The sequence below is a fragment of the Subsaximicrobium wynnwilliamsii genome, from assembly GCF_007997225.1.
In the GTDB taxonomy this organism is placed as follows: domain Bacteria; phylum Bacteroidota; class Bacteroidia; order Flavobacteriales; family Flavobacteriaceae; genus Psychroserpens; species Psychroserpens wynnwilliamsii.
Map to the genome: position 1 here is coordinate 38,921 of NZ_VORM01000019.1, position 25,692 is coordinate 64,612.

The following is a 25,692-nucleotide window of genomic DNA, read 5'->3' on the forward strand; positions in this document are numbered from 1 at the left end:
TTATCTAAGACTGCTAAAAACAATTCTATTTAAACTGTTATGCATCCGTACAAACCGGTATTTAAAAAAAATGCTGTCTATTTCCCCGACCGCAAGACAGGATTGAGTTCATCGTCGTTGTACATCTTCATTTGCTTATAGACTTTCATGTACTTATCACCTTTACCAATATCTTCCAATAAGGTATCAATTGCTGTGGATAAATCTTTGCGTTGCTCCAACAAAATGTCCAATTTTGTTTTACAAGCAGTGCGGTGTGCATCAGAAGCATCCTCACGAATGGCCTCATCATTCATGTGGTAAATCTTGAGTGCCAAAATTGAAAGGCGATCGATGCCCCAAGCCGGGCTTTCCGTATTGATCGTGGCATCTGGTTTTGGGGTAACATCTTTATATTTTTCAAGAAAATAGCTGTCAATATACTCAACCATATCTGTACGGTCTTGGTTGGAGGCGTCTATTTGGCGTTTCAGTTTTAGAGCGGCGTCAGGATCAATTTGTGGATCGCGAATAATATCCTCGTAATGCCATTGCACGGTATCGATCCAAGATTTTCTGTAGAGTAAATGTTCAATCAATTGCTTATCCTTGTCATATAAATTAGTAAAGGGTTGCCCTACATTGTTCAATTTATGATAGGTTAAAATAACGTCTTGAAAAATGGTATTGGCTTTGTCTGAAAACATAATTTCTAAATTTTGTATCACAAATATAGTGGGAATAAATAAAACAGATTGAGGCAAAGACGGGGAAGTGTAAAATTTCAATGGCTGAAACTTAGGACCAAATTGCAAAGCGCAACAAAAACCATAAAACCAAGGCTCGCTTTAAGGAATTAAGTCTGAAAAAGTTTAACTTTAGCATCTACAAAAGCAAGTCCACAGATGCACATTCACGATCTATCAAAACACAATTCCATACTTAACTCTTTCATTGCCGACCTTAGAGACGTCAACATCCAGAAAGACCGCATGCGCTTTAGACGCAACATAGAACGCATTGGTGAGGTGTTGGGTTATGAGATGAGCAAAACGCTTCAGTACAAAGACAAAACCGTTGTGAGCCCTTTGGGAGAAAAGCAAACTTCCCTATATCAAAACGAAATTGTGCTTTGTTCCATCTTAAGAGCTGGGGTGCCTTTACACAATGGGTTGCTCAATTATTTTGACGATGCCGAAAACGCCTTTATTTCAGCATATAGACATCACAAACAAACCCCTGAAACCTTCGAAATCATTGTAGAATATTTGGCCTGCCCAAGTTTGGAAGGCAAAACCTTGATTTTGGCAGACCCAATGTTAGCCACAGGCCAATCTATGGTGGCCACCTTTGAAGCCTTAAGACCCTTTGGGAAGCCCAAGAACATTCATATAGTAAGTGTTATTGGCGCACAGCCTGGTGTTGATTTGATAAGTAAGCATTTTTCCCAAGACACTCATTTATGGATCGCCGCAGTGGATGAAGACTTGAGCGACAAAGGGTATATCGTCCCTGGTTTGGGCGACGCTGGGGATTTGGCGTTTGGGAATAAGTTACAACAGTGAGATAAAAATTGGTGTGAGCACCAAAATCCATAGAAAGGTTTCCTTAAACCATTTTTCTGAAATAAGCTCCAAATAGTTCGTCATGATAATGGCCAAAGGCGCAAACAGGAATATAAACTCACTGCCATCCTTTGAAGGCGCCAAAACGATGATGACCACAGCCAACAACGCGGTAACCACAATCAATTTAAAGGTGGGCCTGTAACTTTTCGTTTTCGATTTGATATTTCTCAAATAATAGAACAAGGACCATAGGCCGAAAGAGAACAAAAGGGTGGCTCCAATAATTAGGCGCTTGGAATTTAAGGCTGTAAAATCAAAACTGAAGTCGGTTTGACTTTCATAATACGCACTCAAATCGTAACCCAAAACAAGCTGATAAGAAACAGCTAAAATCGCTACGGTGGCGATACCTGTTAGGGGAATGATGTAGTTCTTAATATCTGTGAAACTATAAACCAAAAGTGCGGTAAACAGCAATATAAAAAACAGAATACACCAGAAATAAAACAAGGTGGCCACTGCAATCCAAAATGCAGCATCAAACAATTTTTTTTTGACCATTTTGTGCGTTCTCAAACTCAACATGCGACGCAAGGCCAAAATCAAGAAAAAATTAGCCAGTAAGATTCTGGTATTTAAGATCGTCTCTGGCAAAACAGCGATAAACAGCACAAATAATAGCATCTTAAAACTATTTTTCTGTGTGAGTTTGTTTTTGGTCACAAAAAAGTCGAAAATGAAAACCGATCCCAAGCACACCAGAAATAAGCCCAATTGTTTTGATACCATTAGCAAGCTAAGGTTGGGCTCAAGCACGCTAAACTTGGCCGCTGCAAAAATAAACAACAGCGAGAACCCTAGAATTAGGTAATGAATGGGTTTTGATTTACTGAAAAAATTGGAAAGCATGTTTAATTCAAAAATTGGTTTTTATTATTCGGCTCAAAAACAAATGGTTCATTTGGGGTGTTTCATCTAATATTTACAATAAAAAAGCAAAAATTTATGTAAATTTGTGCTGTAAATATAGGGTTATACCCGTGAAGCGATTATTGCTTTCTAAAATAATATGATCATGACAGATTTTTTTTACGGTATTGAAGACTTGTTCGTTAACGTACTTTTTGCACCTTATGATTGGCTTAGAGCTTTACAATTGGACAGTTGGTGGTTGGCCAACATTTTTTCTTGGCTTTTTATCCTTGTTGGTTTTGCAGCTTTTGTCTATTGGATGTTACAGCTTAAAAAATACACAGATAGTGGTGAGGAAAACAAGAGCATCACTTCACATTCATACCTATAAATAAGGGTTCGGGTTTGGCCTGCTAAAGGTCAAAACCAATATCTTTGCGGTAATACATCTTATCAAAATGTAGTTTTTCTATATTTTGATAAGATTTTTTTATGGCCGCCTGGTAACTGTCTCCAAAAGAAGTTATCGCCATAACGCGCCCTCCAGCGGTTACAATCTTGCCCTCCTTTGAGTTGGCTCCTGCATGAAAAGCGATAGAACCTGATAGCTCATCCAATCCTGTGATTTCCTTATCTTTTTCATAAGCTTCAGGATAACCACCAGAAACCAGCATCACCGTTGCGGCAGTGCGTTCATCAATTTGAAGCTCAATCTCATGGAGACGTTCATTTGCAATGGCTTCAAAAATCTCAACCAAATCATTTTTAAGTCTAGGCAGCACCACTTCGGTCTCTGGATCGCCCATTCTTACGTTGTATTCAATCACCTTCGGCTCATCGCCAACTTTGATGATGCCGATAAAAATAAATCCTTTATAAGGCAAATTGTCTTTTTGTAAACCTAGAACTGTGGGTTTAACAATGCGTTCTTCAATTTTATTCAAAAACGATTCCGTCGCAAAAGGCACTGGTGAGATGGCACCCATTCCGCCGGTGTTCAATCCGGTGTCACCTTCGCCAATACGCTTATAATCTTTGGCCGTAGGAAGAATTTTATAGTGTTCGCCATCAGTAAGCACAAAGCAACTCAATTCAATACCATCAAGAAATTCTTCAATAACCACTTTTGAGCTCGCGGCGCCAAACTTGGCATCCACTAGCATGTTTTTGAGTTCTACTTTGGCTTCTTCAAGATCCTGAAGTATTAAAACGCCCTTTCCGCCTGCCAAACCATCGGCTTTTAAAACATAAGGTGGCTTAAGCGTTTCCAGAAACTCATAGCCATTGGCAACTGTGCTGGCATCAAAACTTTGATAAGCTGCTGTTGGGATTTTATGTTTGATCAAAAACTCTTTGGCAAATTCCTTACTGCCTTCCAACTGGGCTGCAGCTTTTTGCGGACCAATAACCGCCACATTTTTGAGTTGCTCATCGTTGAGAAAAAAATCGTGGATTCCTTGTACCAAAGGATCTTCTGGACCAACAACCACCATGTTGATCTGTTTCTCGATGACCAGTTTTTTTATGGCTTCAAAATCGGTCACCTTGAGATCCACATTGGTCGCAATTTGTGCAGTACCTGAGTTTCCCGGGGCAACATATAGTTTTTCACAGCTTGTGCTTTGAACGATTTTCCAAGCGAAAGTGTGCTCCCTTCCGCCGGAACCAAGAATAAGAATGGTCATGCTAGTTATTTAATTTGTGTAAAAATAGTCGTTTTAAGTGGCTAAGGAAAGTTCGTGAGGCGACTTTTTTTTCTTTACTTTACAACTCATTTTATAGACTTTTTATTTTTTGAACCTTTTTGACCTCACTTTAAAACTCAATGGTTTTCCGCTCAAGGCAGCGAAAGAAGCCCTTGTTGCCATACACCAAAAAAATGAGATCGATTTTGCAGCATCGCTTAAAGCCAAAAAAAAAGCAATCCTTGCACATCACTTGAAATACAATGCCTACTATAGAGATTTTGTGAGCGATGCAAATGTTTCGACTTGGGAACAACTTCCCGTGATGACCAAACGCGATCTGCAAGTCCCTTTAAAGCAGCGACTTTCCGAGGGTTATTCCACAGCATCGGTTTACGTCAATAAAACCTCTGGCTCCTCTGGAGATCCATTTGTGTTTGCCAAGGATAAATTTTGCCATGCGTTGACTTGGGCTGTGATTCAAGACCGTTTTAGTTGGTATGGGCTGGATTTCAATCACTCCAAACAAGCGCGCTTCTATGGAATTCCCCTAGATAAAAAAGGCTATTATAAGGAACGTATCAAGGATTATTTTGGCAATAGGTTTCGGTTTTCGGTATTTGATTTGAGTGATGCGGCTTTTGAAAAATGTCTGCACCAATTTAGAACCACTGCATTTGACTACATCAATGGCTACACAAGCGCTATTGTACAATTTGCTAAGTATTTACAGCGAAGAGACATCATTTTGAAAGATCTATGCCCGAGTTTGAACGTGTGTGTGGTCACTTCGGAAATGCTTTTCGAACAGGACAAAATACTTTTAGAATCCCAATTGGGACTCCCCATTGTCAATGAATACGGTGCTTCGGAATTGGACCTGATTGCCTTTCAAAACCCCAATGACCAATGGCAGGTCAACAGTGAAAGTCTGTTTGTCGAGATCCTAGACCCCAATAATCAGGTGTTACCCTACGGCGAAGAAGGGCGCATCGTGATTAGCTCACTTTATAACAAAGCACATCCTTTTATACGCTATGACATTGGAGACCTAGGAAGCCTCTCAAAAGATAGCAGTACCAAAAAACCAATCCTCCAAAAATTAGTGGGTCGCAGCAACGACATTGTGCTATTGCCTAGCGGAAAGCAGGCTGCCGGCCTTACCTTTTATTACATTACCAAGAGCATTATTGAAAACGACGGAAAAGTAAAGGAATTTGTGATTGAACAACATCAAATTGATCAATTTAAGGTAGCTTATGTGGGCACCGAAATACTTTCCGAAGCACAACAACAAAACATCATCAAAGCCATGACGCGCTACCTAGAACCTGGTTTGACCGTGATATTTGAGCGACAAGAACAATTACAACGCAGCAAAAGTGGCAAACTGAAGCAATTCACTTCGTTGTTAAATCAAGATAAGGCATGAAAGAAATTGCCATCATTACCAGTTACTTTCCACCAGAGCCGGGCGCTGCATCCAATCGAATCCATCATCTTGCCGAAGGGTTGCAGCATTTGGACTATAAGGTTTCAGTGATAACCCCTTTGCCCAATTATCCAACAGGTCGCATTTTTGAGGGTTATCGAAGCCGTTTCAAACAAGTTTCCGAAGAAAACGGGGTCACAATACATCGCTTGTGGATCTTTGCAAGTAACTCCAAAAATAAGTTCTTTCGGCTATTTGCCATGCTGTCTTACAGTTTCAGTTTAATCTGGTTTTTTCTTTGGAACAAATTACCCAAAACCGTTATTGTACAATCGCCTCCGCTTTTGGTCGCTTTTACCTGTATGCTGTTTTTACGCTCCAAAAAACGAAAACTCATCCTAAATGTAAGCGACCTGTGGCCAATTGCAGGCTTGGAACTGGGTGCTTTTAAAAAGAATTTTAGCTATCGTATTTTAGAGCGTATTGAGAAATTCAATTACGCCAATGCCGATTTGGCCATGGGTCAAAGTATGGAAATCTTAGAGCACATTGGCTCAATTTGCCCCAAGAAAGCCCTGTTTCTTTATCGGAATTTCCCAAATTTCAATTTACCCGAATTGCCCAAACAGCATTCTGAAACCCGAAAACTTAGCATAGTCTATGCAGGTCTTTTAGGCATTGCACAAGGTATTTACAGTATGTGTGAACAATTGAACTTTGAAGGCATTGAGTTGCACATTTATGGCTCTGGCGCCGAACAGTCAAAATTAGAAGCATTTATCGCCGATCACGCCTATCTCCCAATCGTGTATCACGGGCAAGTTTCGAGGCAGGAATTGCATCGTGTGCTACAAGCCTACGACGTAACCGTGATCCCATTGCTCAACCGTATCTATGGCTCAGTACCTTCCAAAATCTTCGAATACGCCAGATTGGGATTGCCCATGCTCTATTTTGGAGGTGGTGAGGGCGAAACGCTCATCAAAAAACATGAATTGGGTTGGGTTGCGAAGGCAGGAAACTATGCCCATTTAAACACTGTGATTTCAACAATACAAAAAGAGCAGATTACTGGTCAAATGAGAACAGAAATCCAAGAGACAGCGCGCATTCATTTTGATTTTGATAAACAGTTGCTTGAGCTTGAACGTGTGATTTTAGAAAAAAGCATCAAGAACCAAGAATCAAGAACAGAGACTTGATTGTGACCAAGAGATTGGCAGTTCAATAATTTATTAGGGATTCACAGGACTTATTTGAAAACATTCAGTTTTTGATTGCGCTTGAAATCTATACTAAAAACGAGCATCTTGCGTGATTAATACGCTTTATCATCGCCTTTTACTGCGCTTAGGAAGGTTCTTGTAATGATTTTGAGATCTAGAAATAGCGACCAGTTTTCAACGTAAAAAATATCGTATTTAACCCGACCTATGATGTCTTTATCGGTTTCTATCTCTCCTCTAAAGCCACTAATTTGTGCCAGACCGGTAATGCCCGGTTTTACAAAATGCCTTACCATGAATTTATCGATTCTCTTGGCGTAGATGTTGGTATGGCTTACCATGTGTGGTCTTGGACCAACAACCGACATGTCGCCAAACAGTACGTTGTAAAACTGTGGCAGCTCATCAATACTGGTCTTTCTAATAAACCCACCTATCTTGGTAATGCGTTGATCGCCTCGTGTGGCTTGATATAAATGCGCGTCTTTGTTAGGCATCATGGACCGAAACTTATAACAGTCAAACTCCCTAAAATTGAATCCATTTCTGGATTGCTTAAAAAACACAGGCCCTTTGGATTCCAGCTTTATGAAAATGGCAATGATAGGTGTGAGCCATGAAAGTATAAAGACAATGACCATACTGGCAAAAAAGATGTCAAAACTGCGTTTGATCACCATGTTGAAGGAATCTTCCAAAGCGATATTGCGCAAAGATAAAATTGGGATATAATCGTAATACTCATACTTGAGCTTTTTGGAATAGATTTCCTTATTGTCTGGCAAGAACTTGAGAATCTTTAAATTGTTATCGGCAAAACTAACGATCTCACTAATCTGCAGGTTGGTCAATTCTGAAATGGAACAGTAAATCTCATCCACGTCATTTTCTTTTATAAACCGAAAACATTCCTGTAGATTGACCAATTTTTTCTCCTTGAAATTGAAAGTTTTGCTATGCACATAGCCGTATTCTGGATTTTTATTGAAAAAATGCTCAAGTGCCATTGTTTTTTTATTGACTCCAAAAATGACGGTTCTTCTGTAATTTCCGCCGAAGGATACCCGATATTTTTGAAGCAGATAATACACCGCGAACTTGAAAAATGAAATCAACACGAAGACCAGCAGAATGTACTTGAGCACCGTGACCGGATAAATATTAAGCTCTTGGTAGAAACCTGAAAACGCAAAAATAATGAGCGCAAAGAGTATCATTTGCCTAAATGTGAGAGATAAGATCTTTATCTCCCTTGTAAAGCGATACACCTCGTAAAAACTGGAGTAGATGGACAAGATGATCCAAGAGATAGAAGCGAATGCAATAAACACCACAGGATCTATGGTTTTGAAAAAATATAGAATGGCAAACCCATTCAAGATACTTAAATCGATTAAGTATGAAATGGGTCTTAAATATCCTGAATACCGGCCTTGTTTAAATAAACTCAATGTTTTGCTTTGTAATTGTTTGATTAGTATAACACAAAATAGCCATTAGTTTCGTCTCCACATAAAAAACAGCTCACTTTTAGAGGAAATCGTTTTGAAGTTAGGCAGGCCACTTAACTCGCGACCGCTTTCTCAATGCTGCTGTAACAAAATCCTTCACCACTAATATAAGTAGTTCTGTATAATTTTCTCACATTAAAAATGACTTGTGGTTAGCAGAGCCATCTCTAGCTTCAGGTCTGGGTAGCGCAAAGAAAATGATTTCAGCATGCTCTAAACCTTCATTAAACGAGGTGGACAATTTTAATCGGCCAGCTTTAATAGTTCTTGCGGACAAAAGATGCAAGTGTGGCTCATCGATTGATCCTTCGTTTGTATTTTTGACCTTTTGCTCTTCAATAGCGATGCAAAGCACTTCGTTGCCAGTTTCTGCCAAAGCTGCTACTGTGACCAAATTTCCCTAGCCGGTGCCGATTACTGCTGTTTTCATGGATTACTATGTATTATAGTTCTTTAAATTCTTTGTATTTGGTTTCTATAAACGCTTTCATCTCACGTTCAAATCTTTCCGTAGAAAAGCGTAAGGCATTTTCTCTTATAGTGTTGGCGTCAAAGGTTAAAGACTCAAACTTCTCTACGGCCGCCTTTATGGCTTCCGTTGTTTGAGAATCGAAAAACACCCCTGTTTCACCATCCTTTACGGTTTCTCTTAAGCCACCTGCATTATAGCCGATAACGGGAGTTCCGCAGGCTTGGGCCTCGACTGGGACAATTCCGAAGTCTTCCTTCGCAGCGAAAACAAAAGCTTTTGCTTCCTGCATATATACTTTTAAATCGTCCGCTTCCATAAATCCCTTTAACTCAATATTGGACTTAGCAATTTTTTTAATATGCTTATAATCTGGCCCATCACCTAAAACAATGAGTTTTTTATTTGGCATTTCATTAAAGGTCTCAACAATAAGTTTTAACTTTTTGTAGGGTACCATTCTCGATACAGTGAGGTAATACTCTTTTTTAGTTTCCTGTAGTGTGAATCTATTGACATCAACAGGAGGGTAAATCACTGTACTCTCTCTATTATAGATCTTTTTAATGCGCCTGGCGATATATTTTGAATTAGCGACAAAAAAATCAACGCGATTTACAGTAGAAATATCCCACTGTCTCATTTTATGCAATACTTGCTTGGCGTAAAAGCCTTTAAGTCCTTTTTTAAGGTTGGAATCTTCCAGATACTGATGGTATAGATCCCAGGCATAACGCATAGGCGAATGGCAATAACAGATATGCAGCTGGTCTTGGGTTGTCAAAACACCTTTGGCAATGGAAGCTGAAGAAGACAACACTAAATCATAGTCTTGCAGATCAAATTGCTCTATGGCATATGGGAATAACTGCAAAAATTTTCTGTGATTGGACTTTGCTGTTGGTAAATTTTGTATAAAACTGGTATGAACCGAAGCTCCGTTTAAAATGAATTGCCTGTCCTTTTCATCTAAAAAATCAACCAAGGCATAGTGCTCAAAATCGTCGTACACACTATTGAAAGAATGGATTACCTTTTCTGCACCACCACTAATATAATACCAATCATGTACTAATGCTTTTTTCATTTAACGCCTTTCCTAACAACTTTAATATGAGGAGCAACACAGCTGCACTTAAAATAGCATAAATACCTGAGCCTCCAATGTAATTTAGTATGGGCAAAAATACATTAATTATAGAAAAGTAGATTAAAATGGGCGCGTAAAAGACGTTCTCTCTTGATTTAAAGGTTACAAATTTTTGAAGGCAACCTAAAAGGAACATAAACATTAAGGTAAACCATCTAAAATCTATGTACATGGCTCCAAAAGAAGATAAATAAACGTATTCTCTAGGTGAGGGGTTTTCAATTTTGGTATTATTCAAAATGCCTATTTTATTAAAGAACCTAGTTACAGGTGAAAAACTATAACCTCCATAAGTAATAGGAAGTGCTTTAAACTTAATGATATGATTAAACTCAAAAACACCGTGTGCAATGTATTGTCCTATTTGCATGGCCGCCATTGCGTAAAATTTTGTGACCTGAGAGGTTTGCTTATCTTCAAAAAAACTGATGACTGACGGTTTTGGCTCCAAAATTTCATTATATCTGCTCTCTAATAATTTCTCATAAAAAACAGTATCAAAGGCGTGTGATAAATTTTCTCTTTGGAAAACAACTAGCATTGATATACTCATTAATAGTATAACAATAACAGCAGTAATGGCAATTCTGAGTTTGGTGATTATTTTCCTGTTGTAAACCAGTGTCGTCAAAAGGATTATGAAAAATATTTCAAATAATGGTTTTCTTGTGCCCTTTAATACCGCTTCTAAAAGTGGCAAAAACAAACATAAATAAGCTAAAATAGTTGTAATTCGCTGCCGGTGTTGCTTCGTCTTTATAGAAATCACATAAGGAAAAAAATACAAGCTCTTAAGTACAGATAGCAAAATAAGTAAGAGATTGCTATTAGCAGAATTCATTTCGTTAAGCGCTCTGTTGTATTTTGGCTCGTTTGTAAAAGAGAGGTCTCTGAGGTAAAAAAGATCAATCCACCGAAATAAATAACTTATAATTATAATCCCTATCAAAATGTTTAGAATCTTGTGTACATGGCCAACCATCAGCTCCTTTGAGTTTAGTCTTGGTTTAAGTACGCTAAACCCTAGGATTAGCATTCCGTAGGATGAGATAACGAAAAAGATTGTTTCGGCATGGAAAGGTTCATTCACATAAAATGGAAGACAAACATAGCTCAAAATCCAAATTAGAATCCCAAACCCAAGGCTTCCAAAGAAAAGTGCATGATTTTTTAAATATATCATTAATTAGAAATTGATAAAATAATAAATGCTAGTCAGCATATAAATGACAGCTAAAGATAAGGCTGACTTTTGAAAATAGATACTTTTTCGGCTTAAACTAAAATACTGAATCATGCAGGCTAGAAAGATAATTGAATAGACAACATAGGTCAGCATAGAAAGCGTAATTGATGATTTTATAGTATATAACACACCCGCGCCTACGACGACTAAGACGAGAAACTTGCTATTGTTTTTCGAGGCCAAATTTTCTCTGTCTATGATATTTGAATTTAATGCTGAAGCTATCCACATGACCATTTGGGCAGATAGAATAAAGTAAATGGCTTTATGTTCTTTAAAGGTTTCGTTGAAATATCCAGAGAAATGTCCAACTACAAAAGGCGCTATAAAATAGATAATTATAGAAAGACAGAAAATGAAAATGAAAAACAAGAAATAGTATTTATCTAATATTTTTGGTTCGAACGTATAGATTTTTTTAAAAAACGCAATATTGATCACCTGATGGATCATAACCACAATAGCTGCTAGCCTAAAATAGAAGGCATAGATCCCAACCGATTCAAAATCAAAAAAGAGTTCTACCAAAATACGTCCGGAACTTGTAATTAAATAGATTAAGAAGGTAGATATTAGTAGGTGTATACTAAATTTTAATATGGTTTTATAATGCTGAAAGGAAACTTCAGTCTTATGTTTTAAGTACCTCTGTATCGCAAAAAAGACATAGATAATCGCATAAGCCAAGATGAACTTATTGATCAACTCCAAACTCGAAGTTATTATTTTGAGTTGATAAGCGATATAATAGAAGAGTAAAAAAAAATAAATTCCAGAATCTATAATTACAGCAACCGTAGACCGCTCATGAGATTTTAACTGTGTGGAGTAAAATACTTGGTTAGCGATGATATAAGATACGTTGAAGGCTAGGTAGAACGAAGCATCCAGTCCAAAACCAAAAAACAGAATTTGGTTGATCACTAACGGTATTATAAGTACAATCGCGTGAAGTCTAAAAGTTGGGGTTAAATGATCCTGACTATCTTTTAACACAAAATAAGGATAGGCTCCTGGCACACCAAGATTGATGAGCGTATTTACAATCATTCCCAATCCTGCCAAGGCATATTCTAAGATTCCAAAATCAGATTTTGACAACACATCCGCTAGCAACAACGGTACAAAATACACAGTCGCTTTCGCTAACGAAAACACCATGCCAAAGATGGCGTACTTTTTAGTATATAGCGTAAGTTTTTGTATCATATAAGTACATTCTTTATGTACACTCGAATTCAATAAGTTCTCTTTCCAAATTAATCTAAAAATCGCAAATTATAAATTCTTATTGACAGAGATACATCTACATCTTTAGAATCTACGTAATTAAAAGTTTTCTCTTTGTAACCGCTTGAAACATATTTTCGACTCAATAAAAGCTAACTAATATCTAGCTCATTGCTTATCGGTTCTTTTGATACTCTCAGCTGCTCATCATACTTTAAAAATAGAGGAATCATGAAACTGAAAATAATAATCCCGTGCTGCCTAAATAAATAGGATTCAAAAAGACAAGAAAAGGCAAAGAAAATTGTTATAAAAGAATAAAATTGATCCCTAACAGAGCCTAGTTTAATAAGGCTAAACATGAGAAATAAAAAATAGAACCCTCCAAAAATTCCCGATTTTAGAAACTCGTCTATGTATTGATTATGATTGTTGAAATTATTCCTAATGCCTTGTTTGAAATTAATTTTCTTGTAGTTTGAAAATAAAACATCTTGAGTATCGCCAATACCCACACCAAAAGGGAAGCTTTTTTTAATCTCGCTTATAGCAATATAATTAATTAATAAGCGATGCTCCAGTGTGTTTTTGGTAAAGGTTACGCTATTTTTAGTAATAATGGTTTCAATATCGAAGTCAACAGTTTTGATCATGACATCGATTCTCTTTTTCAAGTTTGGCGTCATGTAGATTACACCAACAAGAATTGTAATAATTGCAACTGCACTGAGAGACACTGTTATTTTATTGTATTGTTTTAAAGCGTTAAAAGTTTTGAATATAGTAAATGCCAACAATATCACTAATGCAGTTTTATTGGCCAATAAGAGGATGCAAAACGTAAAAAAACAACAACATGCTATATTCAAAATCAATCGTTTTCTTTGGAAAATATCATTAATACTTTTAAGAAATGGAATCAAAACAATAAACAGTATGTAAAATTGGCTAATTCCCAATCTATCATTCATTACGTAAGGAACAAAAGTGCTTAACACTCTTTCATCTATAAAAACATGTAAAATGATATAATAAGAGAATACTGCAATAACCCAATATTTAAGAATATTGAGGACGCTTTGTATCATTTTATTATTTAATTTTTCAGAAAGGATTACGGCTGGCAAGAAACTAACTGGTAGAAAAACATTTATTCTTTTTAGTCCAAATACCAAATTTTCGGAATAGGCCAAACTTATACATTGGATTAAAAAAAAAAGAAAATATAAGATGACGATTTTATTAGATTTTAACGAATTTAGCTTGCGTTTTATGTTGGTGGGTCTATCTAAAAAAAAGAATAGAAAGAATAAAAACACACAAATTGAACTTATCGCGAAAGACACCAAAAAGCTAATGAGAAGCAAAAGTATCAATGTGCTATAAACGTGCTCTCTATATTTAAAAAAAAGTTTAATCAACAAGTTCTATTTTTTTGACCAATACGTTAGTTAAGATATCATCTAGAATAAGCTCATCTTTATAGGGAACATCCATTTTTAATAGCTTGATAAATGTTGGACGACTTGCATCTCCTTCATCGAGTTTCAAAGGAAACCCTTTAGAGTTTTTAGTGTGAATTTCAACCTCATCAAACTGGCAATCGTTACATCTATTAATCCATAGACCAGATAAAACACGTTCTTCCCCACGATCTGAATCTTGCATTCCAGACATGTAAACTGTGGTGCCTTGTCCGTAGGAATTAATTTTCAGTTTCTTGATGCTATTCTGACTTCCTGTAATATAAACACCATGTCTATCTGAAGACTCAATTATTGCTTCGTCAATAGTAATATAGGTAGGGTTTTCTCTTAAACCGTCAATAGCGAGAGCAGCATGATTATTTTCATAAACCTCTGATCCTGAAGCTAAATTTTGAATCTTTAAATAATTGATGTGCAAATTATTGGTTCCTTTATAGATATGACAACCTCTACTCTTTCTTCCTTCAAGGCTCTTCCTTGTGCTTGTTTTAATAATCAAGCTATCTACAGTAATATGGTCGCTATAATAACTGCCAAAACTATCACTAAGAATCAATTTACCTTTAAAATTGATATGTTCAGATCTTGCCCCCTTTTCATTAGTGATATGGGCAAGCTTAAATTCTGAATTATTAAATTTGAAACTTAAGTTTTTTCTTGAATCCAGAATTAAATTTAAGTCATAAAAACCTTCAATAAACTCAATTTCAAATTGATTTTTCTCTGCACAATCCAATAAACTCGTTAATAAAGGCTTATTGGTTTTTGGGTTTAAGCGGTTATTGAGAGAATCTGGGAAAATCCCATACCGTCGTGAATCTCCAACTTTAAATTCCAAGTTTAGTGCAATATCCTTTTCACATTTAGCAATCTTATTATTTTTCTTTACGGATACTTTGCCATCTCCGGTTTGACAAGAACTCTGAAAAACGAAAACTAGAAGAAAGAAGATCCTAAGCATTATTTGTTTGATTTAATTCTAAGTAAAACGTATAAATTATGACCCAATATAATAAATTGGCCGATGCACCGAGATGAAAGGTTTGAATGAACATCGCAAAAATAATGAGCAAAACGAATAAGTAATGTCCTGTTTTTTTCGTTATACTCATAACAAAAATCAAAACTATTGGAATAAAATAGTATAAAAAACCCAACAGGCCATTATTTAACAATAGCATTAACCAGCCATTTTCCGCACTATTTCCAGTAATATGTCTATATAATCCACTATCGCCAAAAATCTTGTGAATGATATCATAATTCCAATAAACGTCAACAGCTTGAGCCCAATAATCTAATCGTGCACTATTTCCTGAATCTCCGGTTGTATCAAAGATATCTTTAAAACGTTTTATAGACTTTTCGGTAACAAAATAGTTGAAAGCTAAAATTAGGGATACAAATCCTAAGAGTAAAAACTTTAATCCTTTTGCACTAAAAAGAAACTTAAGAAGACTATACTTTTCAATAAAGTGAAATATTAAAACTGAAGCGCAAATAATGATGCCTAACCTACCATTTGCCAAAATCGCAAGTAGAAAAGTTAGAATTAAGATTTTGAGATCCTTTCTAAAAATTAATGCACAGCCAATCGCAAATTGTGCCAGTGCCAATGGCCCTTCAAAAAGGCCTTTGGCCCTAATAATTTTAGCATAACCTCCAAAGAATTTTGGGTCCATTGGCAATAAACCCCATTCTGTATTGCGGTAAACGATAAATAAATAAGTCTTAGTAATGTACTCATAAAGCGCAATAATCAAAATTATCAGGATGAGCCATTTGAGACCTTTTTTAAAAAACTCAAATCCTGAAATGATAACCAATGATAATGTTACTAAAGTAAAGTAAACATTAATTTCTGCAAGCGAATACCAAAACCAACAGGATATTCCAGCAACAATGAGACCGCAAAGAATGTAAGCAAAAAAATCACTTCTTATTTTAAGTCGAGGATAGAGCGCTATTTTGATAAAAAAAAACACAAAACTGCAAAGCATCATAATGTTTCTAAAACTCGTGTTTCCTGTATATCCTTCGACTAGAAACGATAAATAGAAACCTAAGAGAATCAACAAAATCGCTATTTTTCCAAAACCATCAGAAAAAGCCTCTACTGATATCCTTTTTTTAATCATTTGGGATTTGCTTTTTTGGAATAAACCTCCTCTATCAAATCGCTATCTTCTATTCTATCTAATTTAAGTTTTATAGTTTCTAAATTGTTTTCTAAATACCTCAACCCTTGACCAACATACATCCCAGGTTGATCTAAATCTTTTGATATTACTGAACCGCCACCAATGTGCACGGCATTCGCCACGTTAACTCCAGGATTAAAAATACATCCAGAGCCTATGTAAACATTGTGGCCAATATTAATTTGCCCATCAATTCTCACACGATCTTTACCCTGGTCTGCATGATAATAACCATGCGTCCATAGTTGTGATCTAATGCCCGCTAAAATCGAAAAATCGCCAAAACGTATAGACCTCGTCAAATCTAAATGATGACCTGTGGTTACTTTTGTAAGCTCGCCTAAGCTCAAATTACTCTCTCCATAAGTAATCCCTAGCCTGGCTCTGGTTAAATAGTTTTTATTCCCAATGGCAGCTTTTTCACTTAGTATCAAACCAAAGGGGCCTTTAAAGATGTTTAAATACCCTATAATCACATTGGATTGCAACGTTATACGGTCATTTAGAAACAAATTAAAATGACCAATGCGCACGTGATCGCCCAATTCAATTTTTTTGATTACTAAAAAACTGAATCCTACTTTAACGTTTTTACCAATCTTATGACCCATACATCTTAATAAAAAACGCATTAAGAAGCTTGGGCAAAAAAAAGTTATAATGCCTGTTAGGATTTTTTTCATCTAAGCAATACTAATTACAGACTCGAAAGCATTTTTAATACTATTAATATTTTCTTGAGAAACACAATTCGGGTTATGATAAGGATCTGAAATCACACCGGCAAAACTAAGCCTATTAAGCATGTTTAAAAATTCTATTTTTTCATCTTCACATATACTTGGAAAACTCTTAGTCTCTATAAGTTTAAAAACAGCTTTTAAATCATCAAAGCTTTCAATATACAAACAATTCGCTGCCTTGTTGTTAATAGTACGCACAAAGGTCACAACCGGCTTATTTGCTAAAATACATTCAATGGCTATGGTACCGGTAATCGTTGTTACCAGATCAATATCCTCAAAAATTTCGACCATAGATACATCATGTCTTAATGCGGTTACATTTTCATGAGCTTCTATAAAATCCATTAACTCAGTGGAAAGCTCGTATTTGGATTTTGGATTTGGTTTTACATACAAAATTTGACCGTTCAATAAGTTTGAATGAATTTGCTTTACCGTATCAAATTGATCTCTATAGTCTCTACCCCAAACATCGATGTTAGATTCTGGTTGCATGTGCATTGGAAACAGAATAGCAGTTTTTGAAGCATCAATGGATGGTTTAGCAAAAGTGTACCATCTTTTGATACTGTCATTACGGAAGCGTTCCAACTTCAATTTTACGATTGGAGATGGCGTATTAAACCGTTCTCCTACATAATAGGATTTCATGATTTTAAGCTTATCCTTGAAGCTTCCCTCCTTACTAATCGCAGCATTTTTCATGTAATCTGGCTTTATAGTCCGTGTTGTAATAGACTTAATAAGCTCTAAAGCAGTTGCTCTTTCTAGAGATTCATCGCTGCCTTTGTATGGATCTAAGGATGCGTAATTATAAAATGAAAAACGTCCGGTTGGATATCTACATGTTGTAGGATTTAGATACTGAATGTCAAATTTTTTGCACAATTCTATTGTCAAAAGCTCGTGAAAGGCAGTGGCCTCACCAAAAACAAAGTCTGGTTTTAATTTTAAAAGCTGTTCTCCTATTTGATTCGCATAGTAGTAAAGATAGCTCGTATCTGTTTTTTCGAAGAAATTTATTTGACGGTCCGATTGGATGATTTGATCATAATCAATATCATAATTAATATGAACCCTTTTCAGTTGCTTAGCAGAAGGGTATGGAAGAATATAGCTGTCTCCATAACTCGGTTTGAATGAATGATTTTGAACCAGCCAATAGATATCATGCGTTTGCGACAACTCTTTTGCCACTGCATCAAGTAGAAACGTTTTATATCTGTTTTCTATAAAAAGTAATTTCATATTAGCTCTTTTCTATCATTTTGTGGCTTAGCGGCGCTCCTTTCTCAACATCAATACAAAAAACCTTTCCAATGACCGCTTCAAAATGCTTTGGATGCATCCCATAACCAGGTCTAATAGACCGCACATTCTCTTTAGTTATTGACTCTCCTGCTTTTGCGTCTTTTACCACAAAAAGAGACCTTGCAAACTTTCTGTTTTTTTCCACTTTCTCTGAAACCTCGTAAGATACTTGGCCCAAAAGTCTTTCAGTGTCCCTAACCTTGTTTACCATCTCTGTAAATTCTTCGACATCTAATGAAAAATCAGCATCTGGACCTCCAACGGATTTGTCTAATATAAAATGCTTTTCTATCACTTTTGCGCCCAAAGCGGTGGCAACAGTTGGTGCTAAAGAGCCATAGGTGTGATCACTAAAGCCTGCAGTTACGCCAAAACGTTCCTTAAGGTCTGGAATGGTATTTAAATTGGCCAATTCCAACGGTGCAGGATAAGATGAGGTGCACTTTAATAAAATTATTTCCTTGTTGCCAGCATTCCTGCAGGTTTCCACAGCTAATTTTATATCTTCCTCTTGTGCAATCCCTGTGGATATAATGATAGGTTTCCCTTTTGAAGCAGCATATTCTATCAATGGAATATCTTGAATCTCAAAAGATGCAATTTTATATGCGGGTACATTTAAAGTTTCTAAAAAATCGACTGCTGTAGCATCAAAAGGAGAGGAAAAGCAAATAAGGCCTTCCTCTTTTGCTACTTCAAATAAACGCTGATGCCATTCCCATGGTGTATAAGCTTCGCCATAAAGCTCGTAAAGGGTTTTTCCATCCCAAAGTGTGCCACCATCGATTTTAAAATGCGCATTGTCACAATCAATGGTTAAGGTATCTGGCGTGTAGGTTTGAAGTTTAATCGCATCTGCTCCAGCTTTTTTAGCAGCTCTTATGGTCTCAATGGCCACATTAAGGTCGCCATTGTGGTTGGCAGATAATTCTGCAATTATAAAACATGGATGATTCTCTCCAATGCTCTTAGTACCTATTTTCATTGCTAAATAATTTTCCTTCGGCAAAAGTACAATTTTCTGGCCTTATCGTCTCTAATTGTACTGCTCCATTTTTAGTCTTTACAAGGGTCTTAGGTTTCACTTTAACAAGCGTTCCATTAGGTTGGGAATTATCAATTATTTCTTCGGAAAAGGATATTTTATCAATAATAATCTTGTCTCGGCCATAAAATGTAAATGCGCCTGGATAAGGATAGGCTTGGGCTCTTACCCAATTCCGAATAGTCTCTTTGGGCCAATTCCAATCAATCTCCCCATCGGCTGGCGTTCGTTTTCCATAAAAACTGGCCTCATCTTCATCTTGTGTTATCAGTTTTAACTGATTTGACGATAAATCTTCTAAAACTCTTTCCACCAAAGGATAATAAAGTTCTGCATATTTTAAAAGCATATTTGCTCCTGTATCTTCTATTTCAATAGGGACTTCAATTTGATGAATGATCTTCCCAGTATCGCAGCCTGCATCTATTACATGCGCAGTTATGCCAGCTTTAGTCTCTCCATTGATGATGGCCCAAACATGTGGCGTTCGCCCTCTATACTTTGGTAATAGCGATCCATGGATGTTAAATGTGAGCAAGTTGGCATGTTGAATAATATCTGCTTCGATCAAGAATAAATAATTGATAGAGGCAATAACATCAACACTGAATGTTTTAATAAAATCGGAGGCTTTTCCGTTTCTCGGGTTACCAGCATAATAAGGAATGTTATGGGTCTCACAAAATTCAATGATATCGCTAGAGTTATTGTCGGTCAATACAAAGGAAACAGACTGTTCTTTGACGATTTTAGATAATGTATCTAACCCCAAATTGCCACTACAAAGCACTCCTATTCGCAACATAATGGTCCAATTAATTTTAAATGTCGAGATGCAATTTGATCGTCAAACATGTTCTGTTGTGCTCTTATCTGTTCTTCAAATTGGCCTGAATTAAGAATTGAATGCATCAGTTCAGAAAAATCTGATTCTTGGTAGTTTGTCATATTTCCCCCTTTAAAAATCGCCTTCTTACATAAAAAACCTTTATAGATCAATTCTTGGTTATCCACATAATAACCACTCAAAATAAGCATTTTAATACAGGATAACTCATATAAAATAGTGCTCGAGGGAGCAATTGCAAAATTACAGCTTTGCATCACTTTGGCTAGTGCTTCTGCCGAAAGGTTTTTGTGTATTTTGAGCCTATCGGGATGGCTTTCCTTCAACATCAATATATTTTCATGTTGATAAGCAGCACCCAAAACAACGTGCACTATTGTAAATAGAGACATGCCTAATAATGCTTTCGTAGCTTTACCGGTTAGGTCAAACAGATCTGCACCACCAAAACAAACGAAAGCAGTATCAATTTTTTCAATACTTCGGCTTTGCTTGGCAAGTTTCAAAAAGATTGGTCTTAGCAGGGCATACTTGGTGCCTAGCGCAAAGTTTGTGTAAGTTTCGCATTTATAGTTGCTTTGAGCAATGTTTGGCGAGTGATTTACCACAACATCGGCATACATGTGCTCTGAAGCCAAATCGTCTATATATACTAGTTTATAGCCTTTACTCTTAATGGCTTTTTGATAGGCCGCATTGAACTGATAGCCATCTGCAATGATTATATGATTTTCTGCTGAAAAATTTTCTGATAACCAATTGGCTTCTTCTGAAAGACTACTATTTTCAGGTATAACTCCTAAATTATAACTTTCAGGTATTACGGAATGTGTAGAGCTCGCTTTTGTAAGAAAGACAAACTCGTAATGATCTCTCACGGTTTCCACCAAACTAAACAATCTATAAAGATGCCCCAAACCAGTTTCTCCATTTCCGTCGGCTCTAAAAATGATTTTTTTAGTCATTCTGTTGGAGTTTGAACTTAATTTCGGCCAGTCTCCAATCGGTTTCGGTGTCAATGTCTTGTGCCTCTAATTCAGAAATGATAATCGCTCCAGAGTTTTGGGTAAATAGTTTTTTGTTTGATTTAAAGGCATCTGATTTCAGCCAGTAAAACTGCCCAGCATCATGATATCGCGACTCCAAATCTTGGGATCTGGTATTCAAATGCTCCTCCCAGACCATAGAGATTTTATTGTGCTCAATTTTAAGAGCACGTTGGATAGGGAACGAAAATTCCAAAACTGGAAATACACTGTCAAAATCAAATTTCATTAATTTCTCATGCGCCTCTAGCAGGGCTTGAGCTGTTAGTAAAGGCGCTGTGGGCAAAATGCAGCAAATAGTGTTGAATGTTTTGCCAATTTTAAGATACTCGGCAATTACCTCCACAATTACATCAGCCAAGACCGCATGATCATTCGCATTGTGATCACTTCGTAAAAAAGGAACGGAAGCACCAAAATGAGTAGCTATATTGGCGATAGCCTCATCGTCAGTAGAAACCATGACTTCATCAAATAAATCACTATTTAATGCTGCCTCTATTGAATATGCGATAATGGGCTTTCCTAAAAAAGCCTTGATGTTTTTCCTTGGTATTCGCTTACTTCCTCCTCTTGCCGGTATGATTGCTAAATTAGCCATTGACGAAAGTTAAGACTTTTTCAATTACAAACCGTTGCTCATCATCGGTTAAACTTGGGTACATTGGTAAGCTGATACATTTAGAGTAATAGGTTTCTGAATTGCTTAAATCAGCACTTTCATAGCCAATTTTTTTATAATACGGAAGTGTGTGCACCGGTATATAATGAATTTGGGCAAAAATTTGTTGCGCCTTCAAAAAGTCGTAGAGTCCTTTGCGATCGTCCACCTCGATTATAAATAGATGGTGCGCATTGTAACTACCGTTTGGCAGACTTTGGTATTTTATCTTTCCTCGGAAGGCATTTTTGTACGCTTCAGCAATGTCGATTCTTCTTTTAACGCCAGCATCATTTTTCGCCAATTGTGAAATGCCCAATGCCGATTGGATATCGGTCAGCCTGTAATTATAGCCCAGCTCCTGCATCTCGTAAAACCAGCCCCCATGATTTTCGGCCATGTTCTCTTTGGTAATGCCATGGGTTCTTAGGGATGCCAATTTTTTATAAAGTGCTTCAGAATTTGTGGTCAGCATGCCACCTTCACCACAAGCGATATGTTTAACAGGATGAAAGGAAAAGATTCCCATATCGGCATAAACGCCATTTCCGCACCGTTGCTTTTGGTCTTTAGAATCTGTGAAATAAGCGCCTGGTGCATGACAGGCATCTTCAATGATCCAGAGCCCATGTGCTTCCGCCAGATCTCTAAAAGCTTCCATATTTAAAGGAAGTCCTGCAAAATCCACCGGGATGATGCCTTTGAAAAAACCCTTCGGATAACTTTCAATAAGTTCACGGGTTTTTTCAAGAGATAATAGATAAGTATCTGGATCAATATCGGCAAACCAGACCTCAGCGCCTGCATACCTAATGCAATTGGCAGAAGCCGCGAAGGTAATTGGTGTCGTAATGACCCGGTCTCCGGGTTTCAAATCTAAAGCCAAAACCGCTAAATGCAAACCGGATGTGGCATTATTCACTGCCACTGCATAGTTTGCGCCTATATAATTTGCAAAGGCGTCTTCAAACTCCTGCACTTTTGGGCCTTGAGTCAAAAAATCAGATTTTAACGCCGCAACTACTGCATCGATATCGTCCTGTTCAATATGTTGCCTTCCGTAGGGTATTGCTTTCATTACACCTCAAAATTTGGATCTACATGTTTTTTGATGAGTTCTCGTAGACCTTCAACAGTTTCCAAGTTCTCATTATCGCCAGAATTATAGCTAAAACCCATTGGTACCTTTTTCGCGTTGAAGGTCGCAATGAACTCTTCTATGCTCCACTTATGGGTTGCTGGCAGAATCGTATAATATTTTCCCAGATCATAAGTATAAAACGAATCGGAAGCCGTGATCATTTCCTCATGCACCTTTTCTCCCGGCCGAATACCAACAACTGGCTTTTCGCAGTTGGGCCCAATGGCTTCTGCGACATCGGTAATTCTATAGGATGGGATTTTTGGCACAAACAATTCGCCTCCCCAAGCATGCTCCAATGCATGCATAACCATATCAACACCACCTTGAAGCGAAATGTTGAAACGCGTCATGTTGGGATCTGTAATGGGCAAGGTATTGGATTCTTTCTTCTTATTGATAAAGAATGGAATCACTGAGCCATTCGACCCCATAACATTGCCATAGCGCACCACCGAGAATCGAATGGGATTTTCGCCTTTTATGTTATTTGCCGCAACAAAGAGTTTATCTGATGTGAGTTTGGTGGCGCCATATAAATTTATAGGTGCACAGGCCTTATCGGTAGAAAGTGCGACTACGCGTTCCACCTTGGTTTTAAAACAGGCTGCGACCACATTCTCTGCACCTCCAATGTTGGTCTTTATGCACTCATCGGGATTGTATTCAGCAATATGCACGTGTTTCATAGCGGCTGCATGAATCACGAAATCTACACCTTGAAAGGCACGCTCCAATCGATCTTTATCTCTTACATCACCAATAAAATAACGTATTTGAGGATAGGTTTCAGACGGATACTCTTGCGCCATTTGAAACTGTTTTTGCTCATCTCTTGAGTAGATGACCAAACGTCTAATATCAGGGTACTTATTTAGGATGTGCTCTGTAAGTGCCTTTCCTAAGGACCCAGTTCCACCTGTTATAAGTAGGGATTTCCCTTTTAAATTCAGCATTTTATATTTTTTTGATTTGTTCTTGCAAAAGTAAGATAAATCTAGTATTTCAGGCTCATTAACTCAGATAGTTCATGGCGAGAACAGTAATCTCAATCTTTGGATGTCACCAACCTGTGATTACACAATCATCCCAGCGGCAACGGTTTCATTGGTAGCATCATCGACTAAAATCACGCTGCCCGTTGTTCTATTTTCCCTGTAAGAATCGACTATCAAGGGTTTGGTGGTTCTAATCTTTACCTTAGAAATATCGTTCATCGTCAAGGTCTTATCGTCGTTGACACGGTCTAAAGTTTCAATATTAATCTTATAGATAACCTCCTTGATCATTGCTGTTTGCACATTACTGGTATGATGGATGCTGTACTTCGCTCTTGGTTTTGAAGGCTCGTTGTTTAACCAACATAACATGACTTCAATATCTTGAAGCGGCTCTGGCTTGTTGTTGGAGCGCACAATCATATCGCCTCTACTCACGTCTATATCGTCTTCCAAAGTGATTGAGACAGACATTGGAGCATGCGCTTCGTCCAGCACTTTGTCCATGGTATCGATGCTCTTGATTTTTGAGGTAAACCCTGAAGGCATGACCGTAACCTCATCACCTGTTCTAAACACTCCACTGGCCACGCGACCTGCATAACCTCTATAATCGCGATGGGCTTCATTTTGAGGTCTAATAACGATTTGAACCGGGAATCGGGCATCTACTTTGTTGATATCGCTACTAATGTGCATGGTCTCTAAAGTATGCAGCAAAGGTGCGCCTTGGTACCATTCCATATTCTTGGAGCGATTAACTACATTGTCGCCATTTAAGGCGCTTATGGGAATAAATCGAACATCCCTAACCAACAGTTTGGACGAAAAGTCTTCAAATTGCTCAATAACCTTATTGTAAGCGTCTTCTTTATGATCTACAAGATCCATTTTGTTGACGCACACAATGAGATGTGGGATCTGCAACAAGGATGCGATAAACGAATGGCGTTTGGTCTGTTCTATCACACCATGTCTGGCATCTACCAAAATGATGGCAGCATTTGCGGTTGAAGCTCCGGTAACCATATTACGCGTGTATTGGATATGGCCTGGTGTATCTGCAATGATGAATTTACGCTTTGGGGTTGTAAAATACCGATAGGCAACATCAATGGTGATGCCTTGCTCTCGTTCATCTCTCAAACCATCGGTAAACAAGGCCAAATCAACTCCGTCATGGCCCTTCTTTTTACTGGTGGTTTCTATAGCCTGCAGCTGGTCCTCAAAAATGGATTTGGAATCGTAGAGCAAGCGACCAATTAAGGTGCTCTTGCCGTCATCCACACTTCCTGCGGTTGTAAATCTTAATAGTTGGTTGTTATCCATAATTTACTAATTAACGCGAATTAAACCAATTAATGCGAATCCATTAACTATGTTTATCACGGTTTTTCTGAGTTTACTATTCTTTTATAAAACAGGGATGGCTGACCAAAATTAACCAACATTCCCAATTCTTTTTTAGTTGCGGCCAAGTAATTTTTAGTTTGCGCATAAAACGCAATAGGAACCTGCCTAACAGATTTTATTTCTAAAATAATTTTATCATAACAGATAAAATCGGCCTTGTAATATTTATCTAACTGCTCTCCATCATAAAACACCCGCAATTTAACCTGACTTTTAAAAGGAATATCCTGCTTGATAAACTCCTTGTTAAGCGCTTCCTCATAAACAGCTTCCAAAAAACCCGATCCTAATTCTCGATGTACCTTCATGCACGCCCCAATAATTTTATAACTTTCTTCCTTGTATAAAATATTAGATTTTTCCATTTATGGCGAATCAAATAATTCAA

26 protein-coding genes are annotated in these 25,692 nt (G+C 37.3%); 5 read left to right on the forward strand and 21 right to left on the reverse strand.

Features of this window, described 5'->3' with window-relative positions; genetic code table 11:
- Positions 1-77 precede the first annotated feature (77 nt).
- A complete protein-coding gene (locus ESY88_RS14885; protein ID WP_147086037.1) occupies positions 78-686 on the reverse strand; it encodes a DUF4254 domain-containing protein in 609 nt (202 codons plus the stop codon).
- A 198-nt stretch (positions 687-884) separates the two neighbouring features.
- On the opposite strand from ESY88_RS14885, the gene upp reads away from it, so the two are divergent.
- Complete coding sequence (upp, locus tag ESY88_RS14890) at positions 885-1,544, forward strand: uracil phosphoribosyltransferase (RefSeq protein WP_147086038.1); 660 nt, start codon at positions 885-887, stop codon at positions 1,542-1,544.
- Here upp and ESY88_RS14895 read toward each other — a convergent pair.
- Positions 1,533-2,456 (reverse strand): DUF6427 family protein, encoded by a 924-nt coding sequence (locus ESY88_RS14895; RefSeq protein WP_147086039.1) that lies wholly within the window; start codon positions 2,454-2,456, stop codon positions 1,533-1,535. The two genes, upp and ESY88_RS14895, sit on opposite strands and share 12 nt — an antisense overlap.
- 166 nt (positions 2,457-2,622) lie before the next feature.
- Between ESY88_RS14895 and ESY88_RS14900 the strand changes: the two genes are divergently transcribed.
- Positions 2,623-2,850 carry a DUF6341 family protein gene (locus ESY88_RS14900; RefSeq protein ID WP_147086040.1) on the forward strand — a complete coding sequence of 76 codons (228 nt, stop codon included), beginning with the start codon at positions 2,623-2,625 and terminating at the stop codon, positions 2,848-2,850.
- 22 nt (positions 2,851-2,872) lie between these two features.
- On the opposite strand, the gene purD is transcribed toward ESY88_RS14900, so the two are convergent.
- Entirely contained in the window at positions 2,873-4,144 is a 1,272-nt protein-coding gene (gene purD / locus ESY88_RS14905; protein ID WP_147086041.1) for a phosphoribosylamine--glycine ligase, read from the reverse strand.
- Between the two features lie 109 nt (positions 4,145-4,253).
- Here purD and ESY88_RS14910 point away from each other — a divergent pair, with 109 nt between their 5' ends.
- Together ESY88_RS14910 and ESY88_RS14915 are read left to right on the forward strand one after the other, a co-directional pair.
- Positions 4,254-5,576, forward strand: coding sequence for a phenylacetate--CoA ligase family protein (locus tag ESY88_RS14910; RefSeq protein ID WP_147086042.1), 1,323 nt, complete (start codon positions 4,254-4,256; stop codon positions 5,574-5,576).
- A complete protein-coding gene (locus ESY88_RS14915; protein WP_147086043.1) occupies positions 5,573-6,778 on the forward strand; it encodes a glycosyltransferase family 4 protein in 1,206 nt (401 codons plus the stop codon). The genes ESY88_RS14910 and ESY88_RS14915 overlap by 4 nt, the downstream gene beginning before the upstream one ends.
- A 116-nt stretch (positions 6,779-6,894) precedes the next feature.
- Here ESY88_RS14915 and ESY88_RS14920 read toward each other — a convergent pair whose 3' ends face one another.
- From ESY88_RS14920 to ESY88_RS14945, 6 genes are all read right to left on the reverse strand, one after another.
- Entirely contained in the window at positions 6,895-8,253 is a 1,359-nt protein-coding gene (locus ESY88_RS14920) for an exopolysaccharide biosynthesis polyprenyl glycosylphosphotransferase (protein WP_147086044.1), read from the reverse strand.
- 190 nt (positions 8,254-8,443) lie between these two features.
- Entirely contained in the window at positions 8,444-8,707 is a 264-nt protein-coding gene (locus ESY88_RS14925) for a hypothetical protein (protein WP_147086045.1), read from the reverse strand.
- 49 nt (positions 8,708-8,756) lie between these two features.
- Positions 8,757-9,869 (reverse strand): glycosyltransferase, encoded by a 1,113-nt coding sequence (locus tag ESY88_RS14930; RefSeq protein ID WP_147086046.1) that lies wholly within the window; start codon positions 9,867-9,869, stop codon positions 8,757-8,759.
- Positions 9,847-11,115, reverse strand: coding sequence for a hypothetical protein (locus ESY88_RS14935; protein ID WP_147086047.1), 1,269 nt, complete (start codon positions 11,113-11,115; stop codon positions 9,847-9,849). The genes ESY88_RS14930 and ESY88_RS14935 overlap by 23 nt, the downstream gene beginning before the upstream one ends.
- Before the next feature lie 3 nt (positions 11,116-11,118).
- Positions 11,119-12,387: a lipopolysaccharide biosynthesis protein gene (locus ESY88_RS14940; RefSeq protein ID WP_147086048.1), complete on the reverse strand. Its 1,269-nt coding sequence runs from the start codon at positions 12,385-12,387 to the stop codon at positions 11,119-11,121.
- 173 nt (positions 12,388-12,560) lie between these two features.
- The gene (locus tag ESY88_RS14945; RefSeq protein ID WP_147086049.1) at positions 12,561-13,601 is read right to left on the reverse strand and encodes an O-antigen ligase family protein; all 1,041 of its coding nucleotides are present in this window, start codon (positions 13,599-13,601) and stop codon (positions 12,561-12,563) included.
- 37 nt (positions 13,602-13,638) lie between these two features.
- Between ESY88_RS14945 and ESY88_RS21110 the strand changes: the two genes are divergently transcribed.
- Positions 13,639-13,794 (forward strand): hypothetical protein, encoded by a 156-nt coding sequence (locus ESY88_RS21110; protein WP_189702614.1) that lies wholly within the window; start codon positions 13,639-13,641, stop codon positions 13,792-13,794.
- Between the two features lie 27 nt (positions 13,795-13,821).
- Here ESY88_RS21110 and ESY88_RS14950 read toward each other — a convergent pair whose 3' ends face one another.
- From ESY88_RS14950 to ESY88_RS15005, 12 genes are all read right to left on the reverse strand, one after another.
- Positions 13,822-14,856 (reverse strand): hypothetical protein, encoded by a 1,035-nt coding sequence (locus ESY88_RS14950; RefSeq protein WP_147086050.1) that lies wholly within the window; start codon positions 14,854-14,856, stop codon positions 13,822-13,824.
- Entirely contained in the window at positions 14,849-16,033 is a 1,185-nt protein-coding gene (locus tag ESY88_RS14955; RefSeq protein WP_147086051.1) for a hypothetical protein, read from the reverse strand. Before ESY88_RS14955 ends, ESY88_RS14950 begins: the two co-directional genes overlap by 8 nt.
- On the reverse strand, positions 16,030-16,779 hold the full coding sequence (locus tag ESY88_RS14960) for an acyltransferase (protein WP_147086052.1): 750 nt from the start codon (positions 16,777-16,779) through the stop codon (positions 16,030-16,032). The genes ESY88_RS14955 and ESY88_RS14960 overlap by 4 nt, the downstream gene beginning before the upstream one ends.
- A complete protein-coding gene (locus tag ESY88_RS14965; protein ID WP_147086053.1) occupies positions 16,780-18,090 on the reverse strand; it encodes a hypothetical protein in 1,311 nt (436 codons plus the stop codon). It lies immediately after the preceding gene.
- A gap of 1 nt (position 18,091) precedes the next feature.
- On the reverse strand, positions 18,092-19,138 hold the full coding sequence (pseI, locus tag ESY88_RS14970; protein ID WP_147086054.1) for a pseudaminic acid synthase: 1,047 nt from the start codon (positions 19,136-19,138) through the stop codon (positions 18,092-18,094).
- Positions 19,122-20,003: a methionyl-tRNA formyltransferase gene (locus tag ESY88_RS14975; RefSeq protein WP_147086055.1), complete on the reverse strand. Its 882-nt coding sequence runs from the start codon at positions 20,001-20,003 to the stop codon at positions 19,122-19,124. Before ESY88_RS14975 ends, pseI begins: the two co-directional genes overlap by 17 nt.
- Positions 19,991-21,010: a UDP-2,4-diacetamido-2,4,6-trideoxy-beta-L-altropyranose hydrolase gene (gene pseG, locus ESY88_RS14980; protein ID WP_147086056.1), complete on the reverse strand. Its 1,020-nt coding sequence runs from the start codon at positions 21,008-21,010 to the stop codon at positions 19,991-19,993. Before pseG ends, ESY88_RS14975 begins: the two co-directional genes overlap by 13 nt.
- A complete protein-coding gene (gene pseF, locus ESY88_RS14985; RefSeq protein ID WP_147086057.1) occupies positions 21,003-21,692 on the reverse strand; it encodes a pseudaminic acid cytidylyltransferase in 690 nt (229 codons plus the stop codon). Before pseF ends, pseG begins: the two co-directional genes overlap by 8 nt.
- Positions 21,685-22,830, reverse strand: coding sequence for a UDP-4-amino-4,6-dideoxy-N-acetyl-beta-L-altrosamine transaminase (gene pseC, locus ESY88_RS14990; protein WP_147086058.1), 1,146 nt, complete (start codon positions 22,828-22,830; stop codon positions 21,685-21,687). The genes pseF and pseC overlap by 8 nt, the downstream gene beginning before the upstream one ends.
- On the reverse strand, positions 22,830-23,849 hold the full coding sequence (pseB, locus tag ESY88_RS14995) for a UDP-N-acetylglucosamine 4,6-dehydratase (inverting) (RefSeq protein ID WP_147086059.1): 1,020 nt from the start codon (positions 23,847-23,849) through the stop codon (positions 22,830-22,832). The genes pseC and pseB overlap by 1 nt, the downstream gene beginning before the upstream one ends.
- A 120-nt stretch (positions 23,850-23,969) precedes the next feature.
- Positions 23,970-25,220: a sulfate adenylyltransferase subunit 1 gene (locus tag ESY88_RS15000; protein ID WP_189702615.1), complete on the reverse strand. Its 1,251-nt coding sequence runs from the start codon at positions 25,218-25,220 to the stop codon at positions 23,970-23,972.
- Between the two features lie 56 nt (positions 25,221-25,276).
- Positions 25,277-25,669 carry a GxxExxY protein gene (locus ESY88_RS15005; protein WP_147086061.1) on the reverse strand — a complete coding sequence of 131 codons (393 nt, stop codon included), beginning with the start codon at positions 25,667-25,669 and terminating at the stop codon, positions 25,277-25,279.
- Between the last annotated feature and the right edge of the window lie 23 nt (positions 25,670-25,692).

Excerpts from the sequence above, each read along its gene's own strand:
- ESY88_RS14885 (WP_147086037.1), bottom strand. The coding sequence starts at position 686 with ATGTTTTCAGACAAAGCCAATACCATTTTTCAAGACGTTATTTTAACC.
- upp (WP_147086038.1), top strand. The coding sequence starts at position 885 with ATGCACATTCACGATCTATCAAAACACAATTCCATACTTAACTCTTTC.
- ESY88_RS14895 (WP_147086039.1), bottom strand. The coding sequence starts at position 2,456 with ATGCTTTCCAATTTTTTCAGTAAATCAAAACCCATTCATTACCTAATT.
- ESY88_RS14900 (WP_147086040.1), top strand. The coding sequence starts at position 2,623 with ATGACAGATTTTTTTTACGGTATTGAAGACTTGTTCGTTAACGTACTT.
- purD (WP_147086041.1), bottom strand. The coding sequence starts at position 4,144 with ATGACCATTCTTATTCTTGGTTCCGGCGGAAGGGAGCACACTTTCGCT.
- ESY88_RS14915 (WP_147086043.1), top strand. The coding sequence starts at position 5,573 with ATGAAAGAAATTGCCATCATTACCAGTTACTTTCCACCAGAGCCGGGC.
- ESY88_RS14930 (WP_147086046.1), bottom strand. The coding sequence starts at position 9,869 with ATGAAAAAAGCATTAGTACATGATTGGTATTATATTAGTGGTGGTGCA.
- ESY88_RS14935 (WP_147086047.1), bottom strand. The coding sequence starts at position 11,115 with ATGATATATTTAAAAAATCATGCACTTTTCTTTGGAAGCCTTGGGTTT.
- ESY88_RS14940 (WP_147086048.1), bottom strand. The coding sequence starts at position 12,387 with ATGATACAAAAACTTACGCTATATACTAAAAAGTACGCCATCTTTGGC.
- ESY88_RS21110 (WP_189702614.1), top strand. The coding sequence starts at position 13,639 with ATGACGATTTTATTAGATTTTAACGAATTTAGCTTGCGTTTTATGTTG.
- ESY88_RS14950 (WP_147086050.1), bottom strand. The coding sequence starts at position 14,856 with ATGCTTAGGATCTTCTTTCTTCTAGTTTTCGTTTTTCAGAGTTCTTGT.
- ESY88_RS14955 (WP_147086051.1), bottom strand. The coding sequence starts at position 16,033 with ATGATTAAAAAAAGGATATCAGTAGAGGCTTTTTCTGATGGTTTTGGA.
- ESY88_RS14960 (WP_147086052.1), bottom strand. The coding sequence starts at position 16,779 with ATGAAAAAAATCCTAACAGGCATTATAACTTTTTTTTGCCCAAGCTTC.
- ESY88_RS14965 (WP_147086053.1), bottom strand. The coding sequence starts at position 18,090 with ATGAAATTACTTTTTATAGAAAACAGATATAAAACGTTTCTACTTGAT.
- pseI (WP_147086054.1), bottom strand. The coding sequence starts at position 19,138 with ATGAAAATAGGTACTAAGAGCATTGGAGAGAATCATCCATGTTTTATA.
- ESY88_RS14975 (WP_147086055.1), bottom strand. The coding sequence starts at position 20,003 with ATGTTGCGAATAGGAGTGCTTTGTAGTGGCAATTTGGGGTTAGATACA.
- pseG (WP_147086056.1), bottom strand. The coding sequence starts at position 21,010 with ATGACTAAAAAAATCATTTTTAGAGCCGACGGAAATGGAGAAACTGGT.
- pseF (WP_147086057.1), bottom strand. The coding sequence starts at position 21,692 with ATGGCTAATTTAGCAATCATACCGGCAAGAGGAGGAAGTAAGCGAATA.
- pseC (WP_147086058.1), bottom strand. The coding sequence starts at position 22,830 with ATGAAAGCAATACCCTACGGAAGGCAACATATTGAACAGGACGATATC.
- pseB (WP_147086059.1), bottom strand. The coding sequence starts at position 23,849 with ATGCTGAATTTAAAAGGGAAATCCCTACTTATAACAGGTGGAACTGGG.
- ESY88_RS15000 (WP_189702615.1), bottom strand. The coding sequence starts at position 25,220 with ATGGATAACAACCAACTATTAAGATTTACAACCGCAGGAAGTGTGGAT.
- ESY88_RS15005 (WP_147086061.1), bottom strand. The coding sequence starts at position 25,669 with ATGGAAAAATCTAATATTTTATACAAGGAAGAAAGTTATAAAATTATT.